Origin of the sequence: Aquitalea sp. USM4, assembly GCF_004328945.1 — a bacterium.
Taxonomy (GTDB): domain Bacteria; phylum Pseudomonadota; class Gammaproteobacteria; order Burkholderiales; family Chromobacteriaceae; genus Aquitalea; species Aquitalea pelogenes.
In genome coordinates this window covers 326925-353481 of record NZ_CP029539.1, presented here as the reverse complement: position 1 = coordinate 353481, position 26557 = coordinate 326925, and the positions used below count along the sequence as shown (strand labels likewise).

Below are 26557 nucleotides of genomic sequence, written 5' to 3'. Positions count from 1 at the left end.
CGAAATCAGTTTCGGGTTTGTTGTTGCAAGTGACGGGCAATCGCCTGGCTGCATTGGCTGATCAGCGGAGGGCCCTGGTAGATCAGGCCGCTGTACAGCTGTACCAGCGTAGCACCGGCTTGCAGTTTTTCCACGGCATCTGCACCACTGCAAATGCCACCAACACCTATGATGGGCAAGCTGCCATCCAGTTCACGAGCCAGTTTGCGGATCAGCTGCGTCGAGCGCTCCCGTACCGGTCCGCCAGACAGGCCACCGGCTTCATCCTGCAGCGGATGACCGGCAATCTCCACTCGTGACAACGTGGTATTGGTGGCGATGACGCCATCAATCTGGTTGACGGTCAGCAGGCGGGCAATATCGGCAATCTGTTCGTCGTCGAGGTCCGGGGCGATCTTGACCGCCAGCGGCACATAGCGACCATGCTGGTCTGCCAGTTGTTGCTGGCGCGTTTTCAGGGCGGACAGCAAGCGGGACAGTTCATCTCCCTGTTGTAGCTGGCGCAGGTTCTTGGTGTTGGGCGAGGAAATGTTGACCGTGATGTAGCTGGCATAGGCATACACCTTGTCCAGGCAGATCAGGTAGTCATCCACCGCGTTTTCAATCGGGGTGACGGCGTTCTTGCCGATATTGATGCCCAGCACGCCATTGAAATGGCAGTTACGCACATTGTTCAGCAGGACATCCACGCCACGGTTATTGAAACCCATGCGGTTGATGATGCCCTGGTGTTCCGGCACACGGAACAGACGCGGTTTGGGGTTGCCATCCTGCGGACGGGGTGTGATGGTGCCGATTTCCAGAAAGCCGAAGCCCAGAGCCGCCAGTGCATCAATGTGATCACCATTCTTGTCCAGTCCGGCTGCCAGTCCTACGGCATTGGGAAAGGTCAGTCCCATGGCCTTGACCGGTGCGCGCGTGGCGGCCGGTGTTGCCAGTGAGAGCAGGCGCAGCTGGTGTGCCTTGTCCAGCAGGTGCAGGGTTTGTTCGTGGGCGGTTTCTGCGTCAAATCTGAACAGCAGAGGGCGCAGAAGGGGGTAGAGCATCGGCGTCTCCGGAGTGAATATGGCCGCTAGTATAACCGGGGCGGACGGTGAAACCGAAGTTTTGACGGTCAGCAGGAGGGCTGACCGTCAGAATGGAGGTTCAGAGTATCTGGCAGGCGTCGGCAAAATCGAAGCGCGGCGCACGCGGATGCAGCTTGCCGGCTTCGCCATAGCCCAGGTTGATCAGGAAATTGGATTTGAACCGTCCATCCGGGAAAAAGGCCTGATCCACGCCGGCATTGTCAAAGCCGGACATCGGGCCGCAATCCAGTCCCAGCGAGCGCGCAGCCATGATCAGGTAAGCGCCTTGCAGGCTGCTGTTGCGTGCGGCAGTGGATTCAATCGCCGCTGCATTGCCTTCAAACCAGCTCTTGGCATCGGCATACGGGTACAGGCGCGGCAGGTGTTCATAAAACTGCATGTCCTGCGCCACGATCACACAGACCGGTGCGCTGAGGGTTTTTTCCACATTGCCTTCCATCAGGAAGGGACGCAGCTTTTCCTTGGCCGCAGCGCTTTTGAGAAAGACGAAGCGGGCGGGAGACGCATTGGCGCTGGTCGGGCATTGCTTCAGCAGGTCGAATAGCTGGTGCAGGGTTTCATCGTTCACGGCACGGTTTTGCCAGTGGCCGTGAGTGCGTGCATTGTAAAACAGCTGTTCCAGTGCAGTGGTGGAAAGCGGGGTGGTCATGGTCTCCTCCTGACGGGCTTTGTTCTGGGCTGATGATTATTTTGCCGGCGGCGTAGCCACGGGTGCCGGAGTGGTGGACGGTTGTGATGGCAAGACTTCTGCCTCGTTCTGGTCTTCGGCCAGCACGGTGATGGATACGCGGCGGTTGGTGGCGCGGCCATCTGGCGTGGCATTGTCCGCTACCGGCAGGTTTTCACCACGGCCAACTGCAACCAGGCGTGAAGGATTGATACCGTTTTCCTGGAACAGACGCACCACGCTGCCCGCACGTGCGGCAGAGAGTTCCCAGTTGGACGGGTAGGTGGAGGTCTTGATCGGCACGTTGTCGGTGAAGCCTTCCACCCGGATCTGGTTGTCCACCTTGGACAGCAGGGCAGCCATGCCGGCCATGATCTGCCGCGACTGGTCATTCGGTGATGCCTGGCCTACCGGAAACAGGGCGGTATCGCGGATGTCCACGGTAACGCCTTTGGGGCTTTGGGTGATGTTGACCTGACCGCCCTTGACCAGCGGGTCCATCACCTTGGCCAGGTCCGCCGCTAGTGAACCCTGCTTGGAGGCCGGGTCGATGTGGTGGTCTCCCTTCACCGCCTTGGCAATCGGTTTGGTGTCGGGAATTTCAATCATGGTATTGGCCCCGCCGGTGGGCGGGGTAGTCTGGATATTTACTGTGGAGCCACTGCGAAAGGCATCGACAATGGCAGAGGACAGCACGCGGTATTTGCCTTCGTTGACCGAGGAAATGGCATACATCACCACGAAGAAGGCAAACAGCAGGGTAATGAAGTCGGCATAGGAAACCAGCCAGCGTTCGTGGTTCTCGTGTTCTTCTTCCTGCCGGCGTCTTCTGCGTGCCATTGGGTGCTCCGTGACGGTAAAGAGTCAGAACAGGCGGGTGTTGAACAGGCTGCGCACGCCGCCGGCAAACTCCACGCCAATCTTGCGTGCCACACGGCTGGACAGGTCATCCTGCTGGGTGTAGTCCACAGTCTTTTCCGCCTTGATCACGTCGCGAGCCACCGAGCGGGTGCTGCCCAGGCCATCTGCCAGCCCCAGCGGAATGCCTTTTTCACCAATCCATACCATGCCGGAAAACAGCTGCGGGTCGTTCTTCAGGCGGCTGCCGCGTCCGTCCTTGACCGCCTTGATGAACTGCTGATGGATGTCATCCAGCAGTTGCTGGCGAATGGCTTCCTGTTTGGGATTGGTGGGGGAGAAGGGGTCGCCCATCGCCTTGTTTTCACCGGCGGTTTTCAGGCGGCGTTCCACGCCCAGTTTGTCCATCAGGCCGGTAAAGCCAAAGCCGTCCGACAATACGCCGATGGAGCCGATGATGCTGGCCTTGTCGACAAAGATCTTGTCGGCAGCGGCGGCAATGTAATAGCAACCGGAGGCGCACACTTCCTGCACGGTGACATACACCGGAATGGCCGGATGCTGCTTCTTCAAGCGGCGGATTTCGTCATAGGCCATGCCGGACAACACCGGGCTGCCACCCGGGCTGTTGGCCTCGATGATGATGCCGCGCGTGCCGTGGTCGCTGTAGGCGTCTTCCAGGGCAGCGCTCAGTTTTTCGGCGGTATTGTTCTCGCTGTCGATCACGCCTTCCAGGCTGATGACAGCGGTGTGGCCGCCACCGGTAAGGGCTTCGGCCGATTTGTCTTCATTGCGCAGGAAGGCGGTGGCCAGCAGGCCGCCAATAATGCCCAGCCACACCAGGCGGAAAAAGATTTTCCATCGTCGGGCGCGGCGCTGTTCCACCAGGGCCGCCATGGCCAGTTTTTCCACCAGTTGACGTTCCCAGTTCGGAGTGTCGTTCATTGCAGTTGCCTTGATTGCGAATGTCGGCAGTCTAACAAAAAATCAGTCTGGCATGATATTCAGCCACACCTTGCCGTCTGACTCATACAAAGGCAGGGCTTGCAGGCTTTGCCCGCGGCAGGGGCCGCTGACGCAACGGCCATTATTGGGCAGGTAGAGCGCGCCGTGCATGCTGCACACCAGGTATTGGCCGGAGAGGTCGAACACATTGCCGTCTTCCAGGTCCAGTTCGATGGGGATGTGGCGGCAGGCATTGACATAGCCATACACCCGGCCCTGATAACGCAGGGCGATAGCCGGCTGTGGCTTGCCATCCGGTCCGGTGATTTCAAAGCGTACCGCGCGGCCGCTATCGACCAGCGCGCTACTATCGCAGATCAGTCCAGTCGTTCCAGCAGCCATTGCTGCAACTCCGCAAAACTGTGGACGATGGTTTGCGGCTGGCAGTCCTGTAGCAGCTTCACGTCGTGTGCGCCGTAACTCACGCCCACGCCATGGGCGCGCGCATTCAATGCCATGTTCAGGTCGTGGCTGGTATCGCCAATCATCACGGTGCGCGCCAGTTCCACACCCAGCTCGTCACTCAGTTCCTGCAGCATGGCCGGATGCGGTTTGGAATGGCATTCGTCCACGGTGCGGGTGGCATCAAACAAAGGCCCCAGGCCGGTTTCTGCCAGCAGGCGATTAAGGCCGATCCGGCTGTTGCCGGTGGCTACTGCCATGAGCACACCGCGTTCGCGCAGGGCGTGCAGGCCTTCGCGCACACCATCAAACAGCGTCACGCCATCGTCACTGCTGCGGTAATGGCGGATAAAGCTTTCGGTGAGGGCTTTGTGCTGTGTGTCGTCAAGGCCGGGGCAGGCCATGTGCAGGGCCTGGTCCAGCCGCAGGCCGATGACATGGCTGGCGGCCTGGCGGTCTGGCACCGGCAGACCCAGTTCGCGGCAGGCATTCTGGATGGAGTGGGTAATGTGCGCGGTGGAGTCCATCAGCGTACCGTCCCAGTCGAATACCAGTAAATCGTATGCGCGTGCCATCAGCTTCTCAGCTTCTTCAGATAGTTTTCCAGCTCGGCGGGCAGTGGTGCTTCCAGTTTGAGCGTCTCGCCGGTCAGCGGGTGGGGCAGGGTCAGGCTGCGCGCGTGCAGGAACATGCGCTTGAGCCCGCTGCGTGCCAGTTCCTTGTTGAGCGCAAAGTCGCCGTATTTTTCATCACCGGCAATCGGGCAGCCACTGGCCTGCATGTGCACACGGATCTGATGCGTACGGCCAGTGCGCAGGTGGGCTTCCACCAGCGTGAAGTCGGCAAAGCGTTCCACAATGCTGAAATTGGTGTGGGCAAACTGGCCGTCCTCACCTTCGGCGACCTTGACGCGGCGTTCGCCGTCAGCGGTATGGAACTTGAACAAGGGCAGCTTGACGGCTTTCTTGCTGGGGTCCCACTGGCCGATACCCAGTGCCAGATAGCGTTTGTCCGGCACATTGGCACGCATCATGTCGTGCAGCTTTACCAGTGCCGAACGCTTCTTGGCCAGCATCAGCAAGCCGGAGGTTTCGCGGTCCAGCCGGTGCACCAGCTCCAGATATTTCCAGTCTGGATGGGCCTTGCGCAGTTGTTCGATCACACCAAAGGACACACCGCTGCCGCCATGTACGGCCACGCCGGCTGGCTTGTCGATCACCAGCAGGGCATTGTCCTCGTATACCACCGGGAAACTGCCCGGCGGCACGTCATTGACCGGGCGCTCGGCTAGGCGGATGGGCGGAATGCGGATGCTGTCGCCGGCCTGGATGCGATAGGACGCATCACTGCGCCCCTTATTCACCCGGACTTCGCCCGAACGCAGAATGCGGTAAATATGGCTTTTTGGCACGCCTTTGAGGATACGTACCAGAAAGTTGTCCAGCCGCTGGCCGGAATCTCCCTCGTCCACGTCAAGAAACGTGACGGAGTCTTTGCGAATGTCAGTCATATTGCTTATACTTCGTGCGCTCGACCGCACATTTCAGTGCGATGACAGCGTTCCGGAAAGCCATGGTCACAGGCAGTATTGCCGCGTGATGCTGCTGCGGGAAAGTGAACCGGCCGGCAGGGTAATGACCCTGACCTGATGCCGCGTCAACCGGCCGCAGCCAAGGTTAACTCGCTCACCAAAAAGCAGCGATGGTAATGCATTTAGTCGCATAACGCACTCACCAGTATTCCATTTCCTGATGCAAAGCCAGTCAGGAGATATTGCAGCAAAGTTTGACCCGGCACGATGCTCTCCAGTTTGTCCAGGCTGCCCGTGATGGCAACCCGGAAGAAAATATCCGTTGCGCTAATGCGCTCAAACCCCCGGGCTCGTGTGAAATTACGTCAGGAAGTAGGCTTGATATCTCGGTTGTAATGATCTTTATACCAACACTTCTTTCGGAAAGCGCCCATCACTAGTCTCTGGGCCGTCAAATACTGGCTGCAACCCTTGCGTGAGTGCCTGCGCAGGGAATATTCATGAAACGCATGTTGTTTAATGCAACGCAGGCTGAAGAGCTGCGCGTTGCCATCGTCGACGGGCAAAAGCTCGTTGACCTCGATATCGAAACCGTTGGCAAGGAACAACGCAAAGGGAATATCTACAAGGGTATCATCACCCGCATCGAGCCCTCCCTTGAAGCGTGCTTTGTCGATTACGGCACCGAACGTCACGGCTTTCTGCCGTTCAAGGAAGTATCCCGTTCCTATTTCCAGGGCTATGACGGCGGCCGTCCGCGCATTCAGGACGTGTTGCGCGAAGGCATGGAAGTGGTTGTCCAGGTGGAAAAAGACGAGCGTGGCAACAAGGGTGCAGCCCTCACCACCTATATCAGCCTGGCTGGCCGCTATCTGGTTCTGATGCCGAACAACCCGCGTGGTGGTGGTGTATCGCGCCGCATCGAGGGTGAAGAGCGTCAGGAACTGAAAGACCTGCTCTCCCAGCTGGAAGTCCCCAATGGCATGAGCCTGATTGCCCGTACCGCCGGTATCGGCCGCAATCTGGAAGAACTGCAATGGGACATGGGTTACCTGATGCAGCTGTGGCGTGCCATTGAAGGCGCGGCCGGCTCGCAAAGCGCCCCTTTCCTGATTCTGCAGGAAGGCAGCCTGGTGATTCGCGCCATCCGTGATTACTACCATCCGGATATTGGCGAAATCCTGATCGACACCGACGAAATCTACGAACAGGCCCGCCAGTTCATGAGCCACGTGATGCCCAACATGGTGCACCGCGTGAAGCTGTACAAGGATCACGTACCGCTGTTCTCCCGCTTCCAGATCGAACACCAGATCGAAACCGCCTTCTCGCGCAGCGTGCAGCTGCCGTCTGGTGGTGCCATCGTGATCGACCACACCGAAGCGCTGGTCTCCATCGACGTCAACTCCGCCCGCTCCACCAAGGGTGCCGACATCGAGGAAACCGCACTGCGCACCAACGTTGAAGCCGCCGAAGAAATCGCCCGCCAGCTGCGTCTGCGCGACCTGGGCGGTCTGATCGTGATCGACTTCATCGACATGGAAAACCCGAAAAACCAGCGCGAAGTGGAAAACAAGCTGCGCGATGTGCTGAAGCACGACCGCGCCCGCGTGCAAATGGGCAAGCTGTCCCGCTTCGGCCTGCTGGAACTGTCGCGTCAGCGTCTGCAACCGTCGCTGGGTGAAACCAGCCACGAACCTTGCCCGCGCTGCCATGGCATCGGCTTCATCCGTGGTACCGAGTCCTCCGCACTGCACATCCTGCGCATCATCCAGGAAGAGGCAATGAAGGAAAACACCGGTGCGGTACACGCACAGGTGCCGGTAGATGTTGCCACCTTCCTGCTGAACGAGAAGCGTGCCGAAATCCACTCCATCGAAGAGCGTCTGGACGTGGATGTGGTGCTGATTCCGAACATTCATCTGGAAACCCCGCACTACAAGATCGCCCGTATCCGTCACGACGATCTGGCTGAGCTGGGTGATGGCCCGAGCTATCTGCGCGTGGAAGTGCAGGAAGAAGACATCATCACCAACTTTGGTCAGGAAAAGCCGAAGGCCGAGCGTCAGGAAGCCGCAGTCAAGGGCATTACCCCGCAACAGCCGGCCCCGGTATCCTCCCAGCCCGTTGCCGCCGCTGCACCGGTGGTGGCCGAGCAGGGCGTGGTCAGCCGCTTCTTTGGCTGGGTGAAGAGCCTGTTTGCCGAGCCGGAAGCTGCTCCGCAGGAAACCGAGAAGAAAAAACCGGCAGCTGCCGGCCAGCGCGAAGGTCAGCGCAATGGTAACCGCCAGCGTAATAACGAGCGTCGTCCGGGCAGCCAGGCTCGCCGTGACCATCACGATCGCCGTCAGGGTGAAGAGGCCGGCAAGCGCCCGACCGAAGCACGTGCCGATGGCGAGCGCCAGGATGGCCGTCGTCAACGTGGCGAGCGTGGTGATCGTCAGGAACGTCCGGAACGCGTAGAACGCCCGGAACGTGCCGAGCGCACCGAACGCGCAGAACGTCCCGAACGTGCCGAGCGCAGCGAGCAGCCGCAACGCGAACCGCGTCAGCGCCGCGAACGCGAGCCGCGTGAAAATCGCGAAGCGCGTGAGCAAAACACGCGTCCGCAGACTGAAGAGCGTGGCGAACAGGCTGCACCGCAAGCCGCCGAGAAGCCGTCCCGTCGTCGCCAGCAGGCTGAACGCAACGAAGCCGACAAGCCGCTGGCTGCCGCTCAGGAAGAACTGAACCTGAATGGTGCCGAAGGCGTGGAAGTGGCTGCCGAGTCCGCCGAACAGCAAGAGCGTGGCGAACGTGGTCGTCGTCGTCGTGGCCGTCGTGACCGTCGTCGTGACAACGTCGAAGGCGATAGCACCGCTCAGGTGGCAGAAGCTGCCGCTGGCGATGTGACTGCCGAAGTGGCTGTTGCTGGTGTGGCTGCCGCTGCTGCCGTTGCGGTGGCTGCCGAAGCGGTCGCCCACCCGGCTGCAGAAGCTGCCGTTGCAGTGGACGCGGTGGAAGTTGCTGCAGCCCCGGCCGAGGTGGCACAAGAAGTTGTTGCTCCGGCGGCTGCACCGGTTGAGACGCTTGCTGTTGAAGCCACCCCGGTTGAAGCAGCATCCGAACCGGTTGTGCAGGCAGAACAAGTGGTGGTGGCCGAGGTGGCTGCACCTGCTGCAGTTGTCGTGACCGAAGCTGCTGGGGCTGTCGAGACTGTGGAAGTTGCCGAAGTGGCTGCCCCGCTGGAGCAGGTCACCACCGTAGCAGAAGCCACGCTTGAGCAGACCGAGGTGGTGGTTACCGCCGAACCGGCACCTGCCGTTGAGCCTGCTGCTGCGCAAGTTGCAGAAGTTGCCGTGAGCGAGCCTGTGGCCGTGGCACCGGTGGTCGTGGAAACTGTGGCGGCAGCCCAGCCCAAGATCGAAGCCGAATTGCCGGCTGATCTGGGTGGTCTGGTCATGGTTGCCACCAAGGCGGTGTCTGAAGTCGTTGTGCCGCAGGTTGAAGTACCTGCCGGTCCGCGTCGTCGTGATGTGGTACGTCAGACTGAAGAGCAGCCGGTAGCGATTGAACTCAAGCAGGTGGAAACCCGCAACAGCTGATGTCGTGCATGGCCCCTGCAAAAACTACGTGCAGGGGCTTGACGGTTTCGCAATGAGTTTATAAAATAGCTTTCTCTTTAGGCGATTCCCTGATAGCTCAGTCGGTAGAGCGACGGACTGTTAATCCGCAGGTCGCAGGTTCGAGCCCTGCTCGGGGAGCCAAGCATTTGAAGCCCAGTCAGCAATGACTGGGCTTTTTGCATTGTGCTGTCCGTCCTGGCTGCGCTCGGGCACAATCTGCCAGATAACAAGGACTGGTAGTTGAAAGGGGTTGGGGTGTCGATCACGCTGAAAAACGTGCGCTATTTTGTTGCCGTGGCCGAGATGGAATCCATTTCTCGAGCCGTACAGGACCTGAATGTTTCGCAATCGGTGGTGACCGAGGCTATCCGTTCACTGGAGGACGACCTGGGGGTGCAGCTGTTTACCCGCCATGCCCGTGGCATGAGTCTGACCCATGCCGGTTATCAGTTTCTGCGTCACGCCCACCAGATTCTGTCCTCGGTGCGCCATGCCCGAGAAGCCCTGTCTACCCGGCCGGATGCCGTCACCGGCCAGCTTAATATCGGTGTCACCAGTCTGGTGTGTGGATACTTCCTGCCCTATCTGTTGGAGCGGTTTCGCAGCACTTTCCCGCAGGTAGAGGTGCGGGTGGTGGAAGATCAGCGCGACTACATCGAGCACCTGCTGGTCAATGGCGAACTGGATGCCGCGGTCCTCATTGTTTCCAATGTGCAGAACCGTCAGGCCTTGCATACCGAGGTATTGCAACAATCGAGCTATCGCCTGTGGCTGCCTTCCGGTCATCGCTTGCTGGATGGTGGTGTGGTGACGCTGTCGGATCTGGCCGACCAGCCATTGGTGGCGCTGAAGCTGGACGAGCTGGAAGACGTGGCGACCGCGCTATGGCGGCAGATTGGCCGCAAGCCGCAACTGGCGGTGCGTACTGCGTCGGTGGAGGCCATGCGTAGCCTGGTGGCGACTGGTGCTGGGCTGGCCATCATGCCGGATGTGCTGTATCGCCCCTGGTCGCTGGAGGGGGATAGGCTGGAGGTGCTGCCTTTGCAGGAGGCAACGCCGACGCTGGAAGTCGGGGTGGTATGGCGGCGCGGCATGCAGGTTTCTGACAACACCCATAACTTCCTTACCCTGGCCAGAGAGTACAGTCGCAGCCACAAACAGACCTTCTCCTGATATCTGTTTAAAAGATAATCACGTATTGCTGATCTGAATTTCCGATAAACTACCCAATGTCATGTGGTAGACCTGGCCTGCACGGCGTTCAGCTGTTGTCTCTGCGGTCTGCATTATTCCCATTTGCCTGCCTCCGGCATGAGCTATCTGTTTTTCCAATGACTGTCATTGGCCACACTGGCTAGGGGCCGTGGCGAACACTGCCTAGAATCGGCTCACACATTCCCAGACGCACAATGCGCAGTCCTTGGAGAAGGAGAAACGTGATGCAAAGCAGCCTGATTCGCCTGACCGCCGCCCTGGTCAGTTCCAGCCTGATTGCCCCTGCCGTGCTGGCCGCACCGCTGACCAGCCTGGGCAAGCCGGAAGGCAAGCTCAATATCATTGCCTGGCCGGGCTATATCGAACGAGGCCAAAGCGACAAGAACTACGATTGGGTGACCGGCTTTGAAAAAGCCACCGGTTGCCAGGTAAACGTCAAGACCGCCGCCACCTCGGATGAAATGGTGTCGCTGATGAATTCGCCCAATTACGACCTGGTGACGGCATCGGGCGATGCCTCGCTGCGGCTGATTTATGGCAAGAAGGTGCAGGAAATCAATCCGGCCCTGATTCCCAGCTGGAAGACGCTGGACCCGCGCGTGAAGAACGGCAACTGGTTCACCGTGGCCGGTAAGCCCTATGGTGTGCCCTACCAGTGGGGAGCCAACTTCCTGATGTACAACAGCAAGATCTTCCCCAAAGCGCCTGGCAGCTGGTCGGTGGTGTTTGAGCCGGGCAATCTGCCGGACGGCAAGCCCAACAAGGGCCGGGTGCAAGCTTACGACGGTGCCATCTATATTGCCGACGCTGCGCTTTACCTGATGCACAAGAACCCCAAGCTGGGCATCAAGGACCCGTATGAACTGAACGAGGCCCAGTACGCTGCCGTGCTGCAATTGCTGCGCCAGCAAAAGAGCCTGACCCATCGTTACTGGCACGATGTCACGGTACAGATGAACGACTTCAAGAAAGAAGGCGTGGCGGTTTCCAGTGCCTGGGGGTACACCATCAACACCCTGCAAGCAGAGAAATTCCCGGTGGCCGGCACCATTCCTCAAGAAGGGGCCACCGGCTGGGCCGATACCACCATGCTGCATGCCCAGGCCCAACACCCGGTTTGTGCATACAAGTGGATGGAATGGTCGCTCAACAAGAATCTGCAATCCGCACTGGCCGAATGGTTCGGTTCCAATCCTGTGGTGGCGGACGCCTGCAAGACCAAGGCTCCTGGTGGCAGCAATTTCTGCCAGAGCAACGGTTTTGACCGCTTCGGCCAGATCCGCTTCTGGCGTACGCCGGTGGCCAAGTGCAGCCAGGGTAGCTGCGTGCCCTACAGCCGCTGGACTGCCGATTACATTGCCATCATGGGCGGTCGCTGACCGCATGCAGAACATGCTGCCTGCCGGTGTGGTACTGGTGGGCAGCGGGGAGCTTTGTTCATGAGCCTTGCCGTTCGTTTCCAACAGGTCAGTCGCCATTACGATGCCGTGCGCGCGGTTGACCAGATCGACCTTGCCATTGCCGAGGGCGAATTCTTTTCCATGCTGGGGCCGTCCGGTTCCGGCAAAACCACCAGTCTGCGGCTGATTGCCGGTTTCGAGCAGCCCAGCAGTGGTTCCATCCAGATTTTCGGCCGTGAAGCCGCCGGCCTGCCGCCCAATCTGCGTGACGTCAACACCGTGTTTCAGGACTATGCGCTGTTTCCGCACATGAGCGTGCTGGACAATGTGGCCTACGGGCTGATGATCAAGGGCGTGGCTCGTGCCGAGCGTCATCGCCGTGCCGAAGCCATGCTGGAGATGGTCAAGCTGGGGCAGTACGGCAGCCGCCGCCCGTCGGCCCTGTCCGGTGGCCAGCGCCAGCGCGTGGCACTGGCCCGGGCACTGATCCTTCAGCCGCGTGTCCTGCTGCTGGATGAACCGCTGGGCGCGCTGGACCTGAAACTGCGCGAACAGATGCAGACCGAGCTGAAAGCCCTGCAGCGCAAGCTGGGCATTACCTTCATCTATGTCACCCATGATCAGGGCGAGGCGCTGTCGATGTCAGACCGGGTGGCGGTGTTCAACAAGGGCCGTATCGAACAGATTGCGGCTCCGCAAGAACTCTATACCCGTCCGGCCACCGCTTTTGTGGCCGACTTCGTCGGTACTTCCAATGTGTTCGATGCTGCTTGGGCCGCCAGCCTGACCGGCCAGCAGCAGGCTTTTGCCGTGCGGCCTGAGCGCATACGTCCGGTACAAGACGGCCAGGATGGTGATGGCATCCGCCTGCCTACCCGTCTGCTGGATGTGCAGTATCTGGGCGCGGTCAGCCGCTACGAGCTGGAAGCCGGCCCGGAACGCATCATCAGCATGGTGCTGCCCAATGACGATGCTGCGGCCACGATGGCGCTGACACCGGGCCAGGCCCTTACGGTATGGCTGCCGGCACAGGCCATGCATGCCTTGGCCGGTTGAGGAGGACATGATGATGACTGCTTCGCTGCCCCAGGGGCAGATTGCGCCAGCCCGGCAGGGATTGCTGATACGCCTGGGCATCACTCTCTACCGTCACCCCGGTTTGCAACTGCTGTTGCTGCTGGCGCTGCCGCTGCTGTGGTTTGTGCTGGTGTATCTCGGTTCGCTGTGTACCTTGCTGGCTCAAAGTGTGTTCACTTTTGACGACTTCACCATGTCGGTCAGCCGGGAACTGACGCTGGATAACTACCGCCAACTGCTGTCGCCGGCCAATCTGGATGTGGTGTTGCGCACCCTCAGCATGGCCACGCTGGTGTCGCTGGCTTCGGCAGTGCTGGCTTTTCCGCTGGCCTATTACATGGTGCGTTATGCCCGTGGCTGGCAGAAGGGCTTCTTTTATGTAGCGGTGATGCTGCCGATGTGGGCCAGCTATATCGTCAAGGTGTATGCCTGGACGGTGTTGCTGGCCAAGGGTGGCATCGTGTACTGGGCCTATCAGTCGCTGGGCTTGCAGGGCATTGTCGACTGGTTGATGACACTGCCGCTGCTGGGGGGCAATTCGCTCACCACCTCCAATCTGGGGCGCTTTACCGTGTTTACCTATATCTGGCTGCCTTTCATGATCCTGCCCATCCAGGCGGCACTGGAGCGCGTACCGGCCAATCTGCTGCAGGCCAGTAGCGATCTGGGTGCCAGCGGTACACAAACCTTCCGCCATGTGATTCTGCCGCTGGCTTTCCCTGGTGTGGTGGCCGGTTCCATCTTCACGTTTTCATTGACCTTGGGCGACTACATCATCCCGCAATTGATTGGCCCTTCCGGCCTGTTTATCGGCTCGATGGTGTACACCATGCAGGGTTCCATCGGCAATATGCCGCTGGCGGCCGCCTTTACCGTGGTGCCGGTGTGCATCATCGGCCTGTACCTGCTCGGTGCCCGCAAGCTGGGAGCGTTCGATGCACTCTGATCAATCCGACCGCGCCCCGTGGTGGCTGCGCCTGCTGGCCTTTGGCGGCATCGGTTTCCTGTTTTTGCCCATTGCGGTGATCGTGCTGTATGCCTTCAATGCGGAAAGTTCGGGTTACAGCTTTCCGCCACAGGGCTTCACCCTGGGCTGGTTTGCTGCTGCCTTTGCCCGCGATGATGTGCTGGCTGCCATCGGCCTGTCCTTGCGGTTGGCAGCACTGGCCACGGTGCTGGCGCTGCTGCTGGGCACACTGGCCGCCGCGGCGCTGTACCGGCGAGACTTTCTGGGCAAGGACGCCATCACCATGATGTTGATCCTGCCGATTGCACTGCCTGGCATCATCACCGGCATTGCCTTGCTGTCGGCCTTCCGGCTGGCGGACATCACGCCGGGTTTCTGGACCATCGCCATCGGCCACGCCACCTTCTGCGTGGTGGTGGTGTACAACAACGTGATTGCCCGCTTTCGCCGCATCAGCACCAGTTTGCTGGAGGCCTCGCAAGACCTGGGGGCCGATATGTGGCAGAGCTTTCGCTATGTCATCCTGCCGCAGATTGCCACCGCGCTGCTGGCGGGCGGCATGCTGGCCTTTGCCTTGAGTTTTGACGAGATCATCGTTACCACCTTTACCGCCGGCAATGAAGTGACGCTGCCCATCTGGATGCTGAACCAGCTTACCCGGCCGCGCGATGTACCCATTACCAATGTGGTGGCCCTGTGCGTGATGCTGATGACAGCACTGCCCATTCTGGCTGCTTATACCCTTACCCGTGGCACGGAAGACATTGCCGGCAGCGGCAAATAGACGACGAGGACTGAGCATGGACAAGACTCTGCAATGCAAAATGCTGATCAATGGTGAATTCGTAGCCGGGGAGGGCGATGCGGAAGCCATTCTCAACCCGGCCAGCGGTGAGCTGATCGTAAAGATCAACGAAGCATCACTGGAACAGGTACAGGCAGCGGTTGCTGCCGCCCAGTCGGCATTCCCGGCCTGGGCCGCCACCACCCCGCGCGAGCGTGCAGAAAGGTTGTTGCAATTGGCCGATGCCATCGAGGCGCGCGGGCCGGAATTCGCCCGGCTGGAATCGCTCAATTGCGGCAAACCCTATCATCTGGCCTTGAATGATGAAATTCCCGCCGTGGTAGATGTGTTCCGCTTCTTTGCCGGTGCGGTGCGCGCCCAGACCGGCATGCTGGCAGGTGAATACCTGCCTGGCCATACCAGCATGATCCGCCGCGACCCGTTGGGAGTAGTGGCCTCGATTGCGCCGTGGAACTACCCGCTGATGATGGCGGCCTGGAAAATCGCTCCTGCGCTGGCGGCTGGCAATACTGTGGTCCTCAAGCCGTCCGAGCAGACGCCGCTTTCCACGCTGAAGCTGGCTGAGCTGGTGGCTGTCCTGTTCCCGGCCGGCGTGTTCAATCTGGTGCTGGGCCGGGGAGAAAGCGTGGGCAGCCCGCTGATCTCCCAGCCGCAAGTACGGATGATCTCCATCACTGGCGATGTGTCCACCGGCCAGCGCGTACTGGAAACCGCCGCACGTTCGGTCAAGCGTACCCATCTTGAATTGGGTGGCAAGGCGCCGGTCATCATCTTTGATGATGCAGACCTCACCGCTGCCGTGGAGGGCATCCGCGCCTTCGGTTACTACAATGCCGGCCAGGATTGCACTGCCGCCTGCCGCCTGTATGTGCAAAAAGGTGTTTACGAACGCTTTGCCGCCGATCTGGCCAGCGCGGTAGGCAGCATCAAGGTGGGCCACCAGCATCTGGAAGGCGTGGAAATGGGGCCGCTGATTTCCGAGCGCCAACGCAACCGGGTGGCCAGCTTTGTCGAACGCGCCCAGCAACAATCACATGTGGAAGTGCTGACCGGCGGCAAGCTGGGCGAGGGGCCGGGCTTCTTTTATCAGCCCACCGTGATTGCTGGCGCACGGCAGCAGGATGAAATCGTGCAGCGTGAAGTATTTGGCCCGGTAGTCTCCATCACCCCGTTTGATGATGCCGAGCAGGTGATCCAGTGGGCCAATGATTCCGACTACGGCCTGGCCAGCTCGGTGTGGACGGCAGACGTGGGCCGGGCAATGCAGGTGAGCGCCAGGCTGCAATACGGCTGCACCTGGGTCAATACCCACTTCATGCTGGTGAGTGAAATGCCGCACGGCGGCATGAAGCGCTCCGGCTATGGCAAGGATATGTCGATGTACGCACTGGAAGATTACAGCTGCGTACGCCATATCATGCTGAAGCACTAAAACCGTCAGGCCACCATCCCAGCCCGCCCGGTACGTTTCCGTTGAAACGACCGGGCTGTTTCATTTACCCCGGTATTCCACCCGTTCCAGCATTTCTTCCACTGCGCGTTGCAGCGCATGGGCGCTGCCATCGGCACCGGGCAGGTCGGCAAAGTCGGTCCATTCACCATAGCGCAGCTGCCAGCCATGGAAGTTGGCCTCATCCATGCGCAGGATGAACTCCGGCACTGAAAACACCTTGCCATCCGCAGTGCTGAGTTGACGATAGACAATGCTGCTGCTGTCCTGGACAAACATGATGTGTTCTTTCACTGATGGCAAATACGCGGCCTACCATACCCCAGTACAGAACGTCCCGCCAACAAGCCTGGTGGATGACATGGCGCGGCAAAGCATAAACCCTGCCACTAAAATGGGGGTAGGGGGAGAAACATGCCAATGGTAAGATTGCTTGCATTTTTTAACACGCCCAGCAGGCCGCGCAGCCTGACTGTGCCACGCATGCCATTCCGAGACAGCATCCAATGAAACGTCTTTTGCAGTCGCGCTCCGAACTGGCACAGGTCATGCTGCTGTTCCGGCAGGCTTTTTATCAGCTGGCTGGTTTCAGTGCAGTCATCAATCTGCTGATGCTGCTGCCTTCCATCTACATGCTGCAGATTTACGACCGGGTACTGCACAGCCGTAATGAAACCACACTGCTGATGCTGACCCTGATGGTGGTGGGCCTGTACGGGCTGATGTCGGTACTGGAGATGGTGCGCTCGTCGGTGCTGATTCGCGTGGGTAACCGGCTGGACATGCAGCTTAACTTCCGCGTGTTCACCGCGGCCTTCGAACGCAATCTGCGCCGCAACAACGGCAATGCCAGCCAGGCGCTGCACGACCTCACCACGCTGCGCCAGTTTCTCACCGGCAATGGCCTGTTTGCCTTTTTCGATGCGCCCTGGGCACCGATTTATCTGGTGGTGACCTTCATGTTCCACTGGATACTGGGGCTGTTCGTGCTGGCTGGCATGCTGATCTTGTGTGCGCTGGCCTGGCTGACCGAGCTATCCACGCGCAAACCGCTGGGTGAAGCCAATCAGGCGGCCATTGCCGCCAGTAACTATGCCAACAACAATCTGCGCAATGCCGAGGTGATTGAGGCCATGGGTATGCTGCCGGCGCTGCGCGAGCGCTGGTTCCTGCTGCAAAGCCGGGTGCTGGAAAAACAGACGGAAGCCTCGGACCGTGCCGCCCGCATCGGTGCGGTTTCCAAGCTGATCCGGCTGGCCTTGCAATCTCTGGTGCTGGCGGTGGGTGCGGTGCTGGCCATTCAGAATGAAATTTCTCCCGGCATGATGATTGCCGGTTCCATCCTGATGGGCCGCGCCTTGCAGCCGGTGGAAATGGCCATCGCCACCTGGAAGCAGCTGATTTCGGCACGTGCGGCTTACCAGCGGCTGGATGACTTGCTGACCGAATATCCTGCCCGTATCAGCGGCATGAGCCTGCCGCGCCCGCAGGGCAATGTACAGGTGGAAGGCCTGGTGGCGGCTGCGCCCGGCAGCGCCTTGCCCATCCTGAAAAACATCAGCTTTGCCATGCAGCATGCAGACGTAGTGGGCATTGTCGGCCCCAGTGCCGCGGGCAAATCCACGCTGGCGCGCCTGCTGGTGGGCATCTGGCCGACGCAGTCGGGCAAGGTGCGGCTGGACGGGGCGGATGTGTTCCAGTGGAACAAGGACGAACTGGGCCCCCATGTCGGCTATCTGCCGCAGGATATCGAGTTGTTTGAAGGCAGCATTGCCGAAAACATTGCCCGTTTTGGCAAGGTGGACTCGGCGCTGGTGATTGAAGCCGCCACCCGTGCCGGGGTGCACGAAATGATTCTGCGCTTCCCGCAAGGCTACGATACCCGTCTGGGCGATGGCGGCAACATGCTGTCCGGTGGCCAGAAACAGCGCATTGGTCTGGCGCGTGCCATCTATGCCAGCCCGGCCTTTGTGGTGCTGGACGAACCCAATTCCAATCTGGATGACGTGGGCGAGCAAGCCCTGATCCATACCGTGATGGACCTCAAGGCACACGGTTGCACCGTGGTGCTGATTACCCATCGCACCAGCATCCTCAATGCCGTGGACAAGCTGCTGGTGATGCGCGACGGTCAGCTGCATCTGTTCGGCCCGCGCGACCAGGTGCTGTATGCCCTGAACCAGGCCACCCAGCAGGCCTTGCAACAACAAGCCGCCATGCAGCAGCAGGCAGGCAAGAATCCGGATGAAAGCGTGGCATGAATCTGTTCCGCAAACTGACTGCATTGCGCCGGGATCAGGCTACGCCTGCTGCCCCGTCTGCGATTGAACCCTTTGGCCGGGTGGATACCGACGACAAACGCGTGGGGCGCTGGGGACTGAAAGTGTTGTTGATCGGTTTCGGCGGCTTTGTGCTGTGGGCGGCACTGGCTCCGCTGGACGAGGGCGTGACCGCCAATGGCAGCGTGATCGTCGCCAGCAACCGTCAGACCGTGCAGCACCTGACTGGTGGCAGCGTGGAAAAACTGCTGGTGAACGAAGGCGATGTGGTGCGCAAAGGCCAGGCCCTGCTGACACTGAACGATACCGAAGTGCGGGCGCAGATGGGCAGCATCCTGGCGCAGTTCATCACCGCCCGTGCCATTGAAGACCGCTTGCTGGCCGAGCGCGAGGGCAGTGCCAGCCTGCGCTTTTCTGCCGAGCTGGATCAGCTGGGTCAGGAACTGCCGGGCAATGAAACCCGCGTGCAGCAGGCCAAGCAGCTGCAAACCCAGTTGTTTCATACCCGGCGCGACGGCCTGCGTGACGAACTGCAGGCGCAGGATGAAAACATCAAGGGCCTGCAGGAACAATTACGCGGCCTGCAAGGCATGAAGGCCGCCCGTGCCGAACAAAGCAAATGGCAGGACAAGGAACTGGAAGGCATTCGCGACCTGGCAGCCGGTGGCTATGTGCCCAAGAACCGCCTGTACCAGCTGGAGCGTGGCGCGGCAGAAATCCGTGGCCAGTTGGCCGACACCATCTCCAGCATTGGCCGGGTGCAGGACGGCATTGCCGAAACCCGGTTGCGCCAACTGGCGCGCAAGCAGGATTACCAGAAAGAAGTGGAATCGCAGCTTACCGACATCCAGAAAGAAACCGCCACCCTGCGGGACCGGCTGGCGGCACAGCGCTATGTGCTGCGCAACAGCACCATCCGCGCACCGCTGGCAGGCCGGGTGCTGGGCTTGAAGATACATACTGTGGGCGGGGTGGTGCAGGCGGGACAGCCATTGATGGAAGTGGTGCCGGAGAACCAGCCCCTGCTGATTGAAGCCATGGTGGATCCGGCCATGAGTGCCAAGGTACGCCCCGGCCTGCCGGTAGATGTCAGCTTCCCGGCGCTCAACCAGCAAACCACCCCGGTGATTCCCGGCGAGGTGGCCACCTTCTCGGCCGACCGCTTGCTGGATGCCAAAACCGGCATGCCTTACTACCTGGCACAAGTGAAGGTGACCCCGGCCGGCATGCGCTTGCTGGGAGATCAGCAGGTCAAGCCCGGCATGCCGGCCAGCATTGTCATCAAGAGTGGCGAGCGCACCATGCTGCGTTATCTGCTCAAGCCGGTGCTCGATCGCATGAATCTGGCCTTCAAGGAAAGCTGATGACCGACCGTCCGCTGTTTCGCCCCGCGCTGCTGGCTGCGGCCTGTCTGTTGGCGATGCCTGCCCTGTCTGCGGGCTATGGCTTGCTGGAAGGCCTGCAACTGGCCCGCGCCTACGATGCGCAATATCAGGCGGCTACCGCCGAGCGCGAAGCCGGCGAAGCCAATGGCCCGATGGGCCGCGCGCAATTGCTGCCCACCGTCAATGCCAGCTTTAACCGCAGCAAGGTCACCGGCAGCGATACCGCACCGGATTTTAACGGTGCCATCTCCACCTCGCCGCTCAATTACATGAGTCAGGACGCCGCCATCCAGCTGCGTCAGCCATTGTTCAACCTGCAACGCTGGGCGCTGTACCAGCAGGGCCTGGCGCGGGTGGACTACAGCCACGCGCTGTTTGCCCGCAAGGAAAACGAGCTGGTGTTGCGCTATCTGTCGGCCTATCTGGGGGTGTTGCTGTCACAGAAAAACCTGGCGCTGAGCGAAGCCAAGCTGCATGCGCTGCAAGCCGCACGTACCCAGGCACAGAAGCTGTTTGATCAGGGTGATGGCCCGGTGACCGACATTCATGATGCAGAAGCCCGCATGGCCATGGCCGAGGCGGAATTGCTGGAAGCGCGCAGCATGCAGCAGATTGCCGAACGTACCTTGCAAACCACCACCGGCCAGCGTAGCAGCGAACTGGCCGAACCACAGGAAGACATCGGCCGCTATCTGGGACCGGAGGGCGAGCTGGCACAGTGGCGCGACAAGGCCCTGGCCAGCAGCCCGGACATTCAGGCGGCACAACAGAACCTGCGCATTGCCGAACAAGAGGTCAAGCGTAGCCGCGCCGGCAATTATCCGACGCTGGATCTGGTCGCCAGCAAGGACCGTTCCAGTGCCAGTTCGGTCTCCACCATCAACCAGCGCATCAGCCAGAACGTGATTGGCGTGGAGGTGAGCCTGCCGCTGTTCAACGGTGGCTACAATAGCGCCCAGCTGGCGCAGAGCGCGGCACAGTATCGACAGGCGCAGGCGGAACTGGACAATGCCCGCGCCCAGGTGGAGCTGGAAGTCAGCCGGCAGTATTACGGCGTAAGCACCGGCGCGCGCAAGGTGGCCTCGCTGCAAAAAGCAGTGTTCTCCAGCGCCGAGACGGTAAAGGCCAGCAAGCTTGGTCTGGTGGCCGGGGTGAAGACGCTGACCGACATCCTCAATAGCGAGGAGCAGCTGTATCAGGCGCGGCGTGATTTGCTGCTGGCCCAGTACAACCAGCTGGTGAGCTGGATTGCACTGCGTGCTGCCAGCGGTGCCATCGAACAGACGGACCTTGCCCTGCTGGACCGCCACTTCCTGCAGGGCAAGCCGCAGCCCTCACCCTGACGGCAGGGCAGGGACCAAAACAAAACGGCCTGCTATCCAGGGACAGCAGGCCGTTTTTGTTGCTGACTGGCTCAGGCTGCGTGCAGATCAGTTGGTGCCAGTTGCTGTACGCCAACCAGCGAGATGGTGGGCGCTGCCTCACCAACAACTCCATGGGTGGCGGCCACGGCACCCAGCGTCAGCGAGAACGTTTCGCTGGCGGACAGGCCTGCCGTATCGGTGGCTTTCACCGTGATGATGGCCGATTCGGTCTGGTGACCCAGGGTGGCGGTAAAACTGTCGTTCTGGGCGTTGAAGGTGATCCAGCTCGGCAATGCCTGGCCGTTGGACTGGCTTGCACCGTAGGTCAGTGCCAGGCCTTGCGGGTCAGTAAAGGTGCCTTGCGGTACGCTGATATTCAGCGTGCCATTGGCATTGAAGCCGATCATCAGCGGCAACGGATTCACCACCGGTGCTTTCAGTGCCGTGGCGATATCGTTGATGGAGAAGGTTTCCGAGGTGGACAAGCCAGCGCTGTCGGTCGCGGTAAGCTTGACCGAGAAACTGCCTGCCGTGGTGGGTGCGGTGCCGGAGAAGGTTTCGGTCTGGGCATTGAAGTTCAGCCAGCTGGGCAAAGCCTGACCATTGGCCAGCGCAGCCTTGTAGGTGAGCGCCAGCCCTTGCGGGTCGATAAAAGTGGTGGACGGCAGGGTAAAGCTGAAGGCCTTGCCGGCATTGATGGTTTGCGTGGCGGTTTGCTGGTTCAGCGTCGGGGCCACGTAAGCATCGTTCAGGGTGAAGGTTTCCGAGGTGGACAAACCCGCCTGGTTGCTGGCGGTCACTTGCAGCGACAACGAAGTACTGGCCGTCGGGGCGGTGCCGCTGAAGGTCTGGGTCTGGGCATTGAAGCTGAGCCAGGACGGCAGCGCAGCACCGCTGGCCAGCTTGGCGGTGTAGCTCAGCGTTTCGCCTTGCGGGTCGGTAAAGGTGCCGGCCGGCAGTGCAATGCTGAAAGTATGGCCCGGGGTTACCAGCTGAGTGGCGGTGGCCTTGCTCAGCGTCGGTGCGTAGGCGGTATCGCTGATGGTGAAGGTTTCCGAAGAGGACAGGCCGGCGGTGTCTGTCACCTTTACCATCACCTGGGTACTGCTGCTGCCAAACGGCGTGGTGCCGGACAGGGTGTTGGTGCTGGCGTTGTAAGTCATCCACGACGGCAGCGCCTGGCCATTGGCCTGGGTCACCTTGTAGCTCAGAGCCAGCCCTTGCGGGTCGCTGAAGACATTGGCCAGCGATACCGAGAAGGCATGGTTGGCGGCAAGCGTCTGGTTGGCGGTTTGCGCCTTCAGGGTAGGGGCGACATAGGCATCGTTGACGGTGAAGCTTTCCGATGCCGTGAGGCCTGCCTGATTGGTGGCCACCACTTGCACGGCTACCGATGTATTGGCCGTGGGTGCGGTACCGCTGAAGGTTTGGGTCTGGGCATTGAAGCTGAGCCAGGACGGCAGCGCAGCCCCGCTGGCCAGCTTGGCGGTATAGCTCAGCGTTTCGCCTTGCGGGTCGGTGAAGGTGCCGGCGGGCAGGGCAAAGCTGAAAGTACGGCCCGGTGTCACCACCTGGGTGGCGGTCGCCTTGGCCAAGGTCGGTGCCAGTGCGGTATCCGTGATGGAAAAGGTTTCGCTGGCGGACAGGCCGGAGGTGTCGGTGGCTGTTACCAGAATCTGGGTGCTGCTGCTGGTCACCGGTGTGGTGCCGGACAGGGTGTTGGTGCTGGCGTTGTAAGTCATCCACGACGGCAAGGCCTGGCCATTGGCCTGGGTCACCTTATAGCTCAGCGTCTGGTTTTGCGGGTCGGTAAACACATTGCCCAGCGACACCGAGAAGGCGTGGTTGGCGGCAACCGTCTGATTGGCGGTCTGGGCGCTGATTACCGGTGCTTTCGGGGTGACGGGGACCGAGCCACCGGCATTGTCCACGGTGATGGTGTCACCAGCGGCCAGCAGGGTAGCGAGGCTGACTTCAAAAGTGGTGTTCCAGTACTGGCCGGTCTGGCTGCCCCAGGGGTTACGAATCTGCAAATAATCGTTGGCTGCATCAATGCCGTAAACCGACATGGCATGGCCGGCCACCAGTTGCACCTTGCCCGCGGCGTCATAGCTCCAGGTGTAGGACGACAGCACTACATCATCACCGGCAGCCAGATGGGTTTTGAGCGAACTCAATACCGTGGCATTGCTCAGTCCGCTTTGCGAGCCGGTACCGGACAAGGACGAGTTATAGGTACGGCACAGCCAGCTGGTGCCGCTGCCGCTGTAGTCGGTGATTTGCGAAGCACCGGTGATGGATTCCAGTGCATATTCCGGCAGGCCGCCGTTGCCGATGGCGGTAAAGCTGTTGCCGGTATAGCTGTTACCGGTGGTGACATTGATGGCCTGCAACTGGGCGTAGGCTTTTTCCAGCAGGGTGGCCCACATATTGGGCCCGGAGTTGCAACCGGTTTGCAGCACATTGTTGACGGTAACGTATTCTGTCGCGCCCTTGACGTGGAAGGCCACCCCGTAAGTGCCATTACCGTTATCGGTAATCATGTTCTTGATGATGCCGGCGTTTTTGACTGCCACCTCGGCAATCGACGCCAGGAAATAGCAGTCACCCAGTTTGCCCTGATTGATGTCGCTGGCCAGCGGGCCGCTGCTGCCAAACAGGGAAGCAGTGCTGGTGGCGTAGGTAATCTTGGAGGTGGAGCCGCTGACGGTGACGGTTGAGGTAGGCAGGTCAGTGCCTTGCAGCCATTTGCCGTTCAGATTGCTCAGTTGGGCTGCGCTGGAGCCGACAGCCAGATTGCCCAGCGAACTGGAACTGGCCGCGCCACCGGTCCAGCTGCTGTTGGCAGCATTGCCGTTTACCAGCGCATTCAGGGTGTACTGGGAATAGGACGAGGCCGTTTCACCTACATTCAGGTTGGTGACAATGGTTTTCAGGTCGTTGAACTGGCTGGTGGACAGCGTGCTCTTGCTGCTGGTCAGTTCGGCAGCCAGGTCGGTCACCATTTTGGCTAGGCCAGCTTCAGTCACGTTACCGGACATGGCGTTCATGTCGGCTTTCAGGGCGGCATCGGTCAGCGTGGCAATCCAGCTGGGGGCGGTGGTGCTGCCGGTTTTTACCGTGGTGGTGCTGGTCGTGGTGGAGGTGGCCAGGGCGGCAGTGGATGCCGTGGTTGTGGTGCTTACGCTTGCTGCACTGACAAAGGGCAGCGCCGAACGCAGCATGGCACCTTGCAGGGGTACGGCAACATCGTGCAACACGTTGTTGGCAAAGCCCGTCAATATCGTTTCGGCAGTCTGCGAACCGGAGGCATTGTCCAGCGGGTTGTTCGACTGACGAGAGAGGGTATTGGAGGCGCTCATGTGCTTTCCTTCAGTAGTATCCGACAAACCCAAAGGTGCACATGCAGCCACGCATCGCGTGGCGGGCAACTGGCTGACATGGGGGGCAAGGCCTCCGGTAGTCCCTTTAGTTTTGCGTCACCGGCTTTCACCGGCTTTGCCTGTAATGAGCGAATTCTAGAGGGGATTTTTCTTTATTTACAATTGTTAATTTGCGGGATGTCGTTGATAAACCAAATATTTTATAGGGTTGTTTATGAATGCTATCAGGCCATGCCCGATACAGAGCAAATCACAAGCTATTGCTACTCCCATTGATCTGCTTGGCTTGGTCTCGCCGCACATAATTCTCAGCCAGGATGCGCTTTACATTCCCAGCAGATACTCCAGCACGTAAACCGGGACGTTGGCACCTTCCTTGATCATCTTCGTCAGGTCTTTGCGCACCACCTTGCCGGCAAACTGTTGGTTGAGCAGGGTGTCCAGATCAGCGTTGGATTCAGTCATGATTGTTGTCTTCAGTTGTTCTTGCATGCTCGTCTCCGGCCTGTTCGGCAGTGTCATCGCCAAAGGCGCGGGAGATGGCGTCGATGATTCGTGCTGCCAGCGCAGGTTTTTCTGCCAGCAGTGGATAGCGTTTGCCCAGCTTGCCGGAGATGCGGTTGCCACTTTCCCGCACACTGCGGATGATGACGTCCAGCTCGGCATCCGGTGCTTCCAGCACTTGCTTGATGCCTTGGCGTGCCTGTTCGTTGGCATGCAGGAATTGCGCTTCCTGCCGCATTTCCCGTGTCAGGGTCTGGTCAACAATATCTGCCAGATAGGCGACATGGGGCGTCAGGTCCGGGTAACGCCAGGCGGGCAGGGCGTCCTGGTAAGCATCAAAGTGGAAGTTGTATTCCACGCCGTCTTCCGCCTGCACCGCCTCGGCAAAACGGTAATGGCTGGCATAGCGTTGCATAAGCGGACGGGAGAATTTTTCCAGCACCCGGTCGTAATCGGCACGGTTATAGGTGCTATGCGTGATGGTGGCCGAAACGGGCAGGATCAGTGGTGGTGGCAGGATGCCATCGCGCCGCAGCACGTCATTAATCAGGAAGCGCGAGATCCGCCCATTCCCATCCGCCATGGGGTGAATGTAGACAAAGCCGAAGGATGCCACGGCCGCGCGCACCAGCGCAGATGTTGTTCTGGTTTTGTCCAGAAACTGCGGCAGGCCTTGCAGCATCGGGATGGTTTCATCCCAGTGCGGGCCGATGTAGTCCACTACCTGCTGATAGCGTGCGGTATGGCCAACAAATACGGGAGAACGGCGCAGCCCGTAGCGCAGGGCAGCATCCCCCAGAATGGCTCGTTGCAGGGCCGAGAGTGTGTCTGGCGCAAGTGGTTGCGGGTGTATGCCGCACTCGGTCTCCATCACCGCGGCAAAGCGCCGGATGCGGTCTTCCTGTTCTTGCTCCCGCTCGATCAGAAAACTGGCTCGGCTTTCCTTGACTGTCAGCCAGACCGTGCTTCGCAGCACTAGGTCGATGCCGTAATCAGCCTCCAGCGCGGCCAGATGCTGTGGAATGTCGTAGCTTTCCGCGGCACGCACGGCAGGGCTGCGCCAGATGATGGGGCAGAAGTCCCTGTTGCCCGGCAGATTGTCACGCACACGCCAGCGGGCGTTATTCACCGGGCTTCCGGTCACAAACAGCTCGGCATCAAGGGCGTCAACATAATTGCCTTTGCTGACCCCGGCAAAGGCCAGTTGCTCACCCGTCAGCCATTCGTAGTAAAAACCGGCGCGGCGCGCGTAGGCACCGGTTGGCTCACGTGCTATCCATTCTTCCAACGCCTGTTTGACGCCTGGCAACGGTGCCAGCCGGGCGAGAAACTCCAGATGGATGCCTTCATACTTGAAGGCGAAGGTCAGCTGATCTGCCAGATTGGCCTGTGGCCGGTAATGCTCGGTATATACTTCACTGCGCACGCCATCGGCCACCACGGTGCTGCGTGTGCGACCAATCTCGCTATGCACGGCAAAGGGATGCACCGGGGTGATCCCATAGTGTTTGGCCAACCATTGATAGCCGATGTGGGGCATGATTTTCGCTTACTACGCTGAATAAACGCTTA

The 26557-nt window shown here is 60.1% G+C and carries 21 protein-coding genes, 1 tRNA gene and 1 riboswitch; of the genes, 11 read left to right on the top strand and 11 right to left on the bottom strand.

Annotated elements, in window-relative coordinates:
* Nucleotides 1-5 precede the first annotated feature (5 nt).
* The 7 genes from DKK66_RS01580 to DKK66_RS01550 form a co-directional block, all read right to left on the bottom strand.
* The gene (locus DKK66_RS01580) at nt 6-1046 is read right to left on the bottom strand and encodes a quinone-dependent dihydroorotate dehydrogenase (RefSeq protein WP_131354943.1); all 1041 of its coding nucleotides are present in this window, start codon (nt 1044-1046) and stop codon (nt 6-8) included.
* A 100-nt stretch (nt 1047-1146) separates the two neighbouring features.
* A complete protein-coding gene (locus tag DKK66_RS01575) occupies nt 1147-1737 on the bottom strand; it encodes a malonic semialdehyde reductase (RefSeq protein ID WP_045847144.1) in 591 nt (196 codons plus the stop codon).
* A gap of 36 nt (nt 1738-1773) precedes the next feature.
* Nucleotides 1774-2595: a flagellar motor protein MotD gene (gene motD, locus DKK66_RS01570; protein WP_045847145.1), complete on the bottom strand. Its 822-nt coding sequence runs from the start codon at nt 2593-2595 to the stop codon at nt 1774-1776.
* Nucleotides 2596-2619: 24 nt separating this feature from the next.
* Complete coding sequence (locus DKK66_RS01565; protein WP_131354940.1) at nt 2620-3558, bottom strand: S49 family peptidase; 939 nt, start codon at nt 3556-3558, stop codon at nt 2620-2622.
* A 42-nt stretch (nt 3559-3600) separates the two neighbouring features.
* Nucleotides 3601-3960 (bottom strand): Rieske 2Fe-2S domain-containing protein, encoded by a 360-nt coding sequence (locus tag DKK66_RS01560; RefSeq protein ID WP_131354937.1) that lies wholly within the window; start codon nt 3958-3960, stop codon nt 3601-3603.
* The gene (locus DKK66_RS01555; protein WP_131354934.1) at nt 3936-4595 is read right to left on the bottom strand and encodes an HAD-IA family hydrolase; all 660 of its coding nucleotides are present in this window, start codon (nt 4593-4595) and stop codon (nt 3936-3938) included. The genes DKK66_RS01560 and DKK66_RS01555 overlap by 25 nt, the downstream gene beginning before the upstream one ends.
* The gene (locus DKK66_RS01550; protein WP_062789055.1) at nt 4595-5530 is read right to left on the bottom strand and encodes an RluA family pseudouridine synthase; all 936 of its coding nucleotides are present in this window, start codon (nt 5528-5530) and stop codon (nt 4595-4597) included. The genes DKK66_RS01555 and DKK66_RS01550 overlap by 1 nt, the downstream gene beginning before the upstream one ends.
* 521 nt (nt 5531-6051) lie before the next feature.
* Here DKK66_RS01550 and DKK66_RS01545 point away from each other — a divergent pair.
* The 8 genes from DKK66_RS01545 to DKK66_RS01510 all read left to right on the top strand — a co-directional run bounded on the left by DKK66_RS01545 (nt 6052) and on the right by DKK66_RS01510 (nt 16052).
* A complete protein-coding gene (locus DKK66_RS01545) occupies nt 6052-9135 on the top strand; it encodes an Rne/Rng family ribonuclease (RefSeq protein WP_131354931.1) in 3084 nt (1027 codons plus the stop codon).
* Between the two features lie 86 nt (nt 9136-9221).
* Nucleotides 9222-9297: transfer RNA gene (locus DKK66_RS01540), tRNA-Asn, on the top strand.
* A gap of 99 nt (nt 9298-9396) precedes the next feature.
* The gene (locus DKK66_RS01535; protein WP_242673550.1) at nt 9397-10329 is read left to right on the top strand and encodes a LysR family transcriptional regulator; all 933 of its coding nucleotides are present in this window, start codon (nt 9397-9399) and stop codon (nt 10327-10329) included.
* Nucleotides 10330-10595: 266 nt separating this feature from the next.
* Nucleotides 10596-11750, top strand: a complete 1155-nt coding sequence (locus tag DKK66_RS01530) for an ABC transporter substrate-binding protein (RefSeq protein WP_131354928.1) — start codon at nt 10596-10598, stop codon at nt 11748-11750.
* Nucleotides 11751-11810: 60 nt separating this feature from the next.
* The gene (locus DKK66_RS01525; protein ID WP_131354925.1) at nt 11811-12827 is read left to right on the top strand and encodes an ABC transporter ATP-binding protein; all 1017 of its coding nucleotides are present in this window, start codon (nt 11811-11813) and stop codon (nt 12825-12827) included.
* 7 nt (nt 12828-12834) lie between these two features.
* Entirely contained in the window at nt 12835-13794 is a 960-nt protein-coding gene (locus DKK66_RS01520) for an ABC transporter permease (protein ID WP_242673549.1), read from the top strand.
* Nucleotides 13784-14599 carry an ABC transporter permease gene (locus tag DKK66_RS01515; RefSeq protein ID WP_089082719.1) on the top strand — a complete coding sequence of 272 codons (816 nt, stop codon included), beginning with the start codon at nt 13784-13786 and terminating at the stop codon, nt 14597-14599. Before DKK66_RS01520 ends, DKK66_RS01515 begins: the two co-directional genes overlap by 11 nt.
* 16 nt (nt 14600-14615) lie before the next feature.
* A complete protein-coding gene (locus tag DKK66_RS01510; RefSeq protein ID WP_131354922.1) occupies nt 14616-16052 on the top strand; it encodes a gamma-aminobutyraldehyde dehydrogenase in 1437 nt (478 codons plus the stop codon).
* A 60-nt stretch (nt 16053-16112) separates the two neighbouring features.
* On the opposite strand, the gene DKK66_RS01505 is transcribed toward DKK66_RS01510, so the two are convergent.
* On the bottom strand, nt 16113-16349 hold the full coding sequence (locus DKK66_RS01505; RefSeq protein WP_131354919.1) for a hypothetical protein: 237 nt from the start codon (nt 16347-16349) through the stop codon (nt 16113-16115).
* Between the two features lie 227 nt (nt 16350-16576).
* Here DKK66_RS01505 and DKK66_RS01500 point away from each other — a divergent pair, with 227 nt between their 5' ends.
* Genes DKK66_RS01500 through DKK66_RS01490 form a run of 3 tightly spaced genes read left to right on the top strand, consistent with a single transcriptional unit; the run spans nt 16577 to nt 21077 of the window.
* Entirely contained in the window at nt 16577-18331 is a 1755-nt protein-coding gene (locus DKK66_RS01500) for a type I secretion system permease/ATPase (RefSeq protein WP_131354916.1), read from the top strand.
* Complete coding sequence (locus DKK66_RS01495) at nt 18328-19713, top strand: HlyD family type I secretion periplasmic adaptor subunit (protein WP_131354913.1); 1386 nt, start codon at nt 18328-18330, stop codon at nt 19711-19713. Before DKK66_RS01500 ends, DKK66_RS01495 begins: the two co-directional genes overlap by 4 nt.
* Nucleotides 19713-21077, top strand: a complete 1365-nt coding sequence (locus DKK66_RS01490; protein ID WP_131354910.1) for a TolC family outer membrane protein — start codon at nt 19713-19715, stop codon at nt 21075-21077. The genes DKK66_RS01495 and DKK66_RS01490 overlap by 1 nt, the downstream gene beginning before the upstream one ends.
* Nucleotides 21078-21148: 71 nt before the next feature.
* Here the strand turns inward: DKK66_RS01490 and DKK66_RS01485 are convergent, their stop codons facing one another.
* The 3 genes from DKK66_RS01485 to DKK66_RS01475 all read right to left on the bottom strand — a co-directional run bounded on the left by DKK66_RS01485 (nt 21149) and on the right by DKK66_RS01475 (nt 26525).
* Nucleotides 21149-24460: a putative Ig domain-containing protein gene (locus tag DKK66_RS01485; protein WP_131354907.1), complete on the bottom strand. Its 3312-nt coding sequence runs from the start codon at nt 24458-24460 to the stop codon at nt 21149-21151.
* 61 nt (nt 24461-24521) lie between these two features.
* Nucleotides 24522-24611, bottom strand: a riboswitch (cyclic di-GMP riboswitch).
* Between the two features lie 194 nt (nt 24612-24805).
* On the bottom strand, nt 24806-24946 hold the full coding sequence (locus DKK66_RS01480; RefSeq protein ID WP_207389835.1) for an anti-phage BREX system Lon protease BrxL: 141 nt from the start codon (nt 24944-24946) through the stop codon (nt 24806-24808).
* Nucleotides 24939-26525 carry a Fic family protein gene (locus tag DKK66_RS01475; RefSeq protein ID WP_131354904.1) on the bottom strand — a complete coding sequence of 529 codons (1587 nt, stop codon included), beginning with the start codon at nt 26523-26525 and terminating at the stop codon, nt 24939-24941. Before DKK66_RS01475 ends, DKK66_RS01480 begins: the two co-directional genes overlap by 8 nt.
* Nucleotides 26526-26557 lie beyond the last annotated feature (32 nt).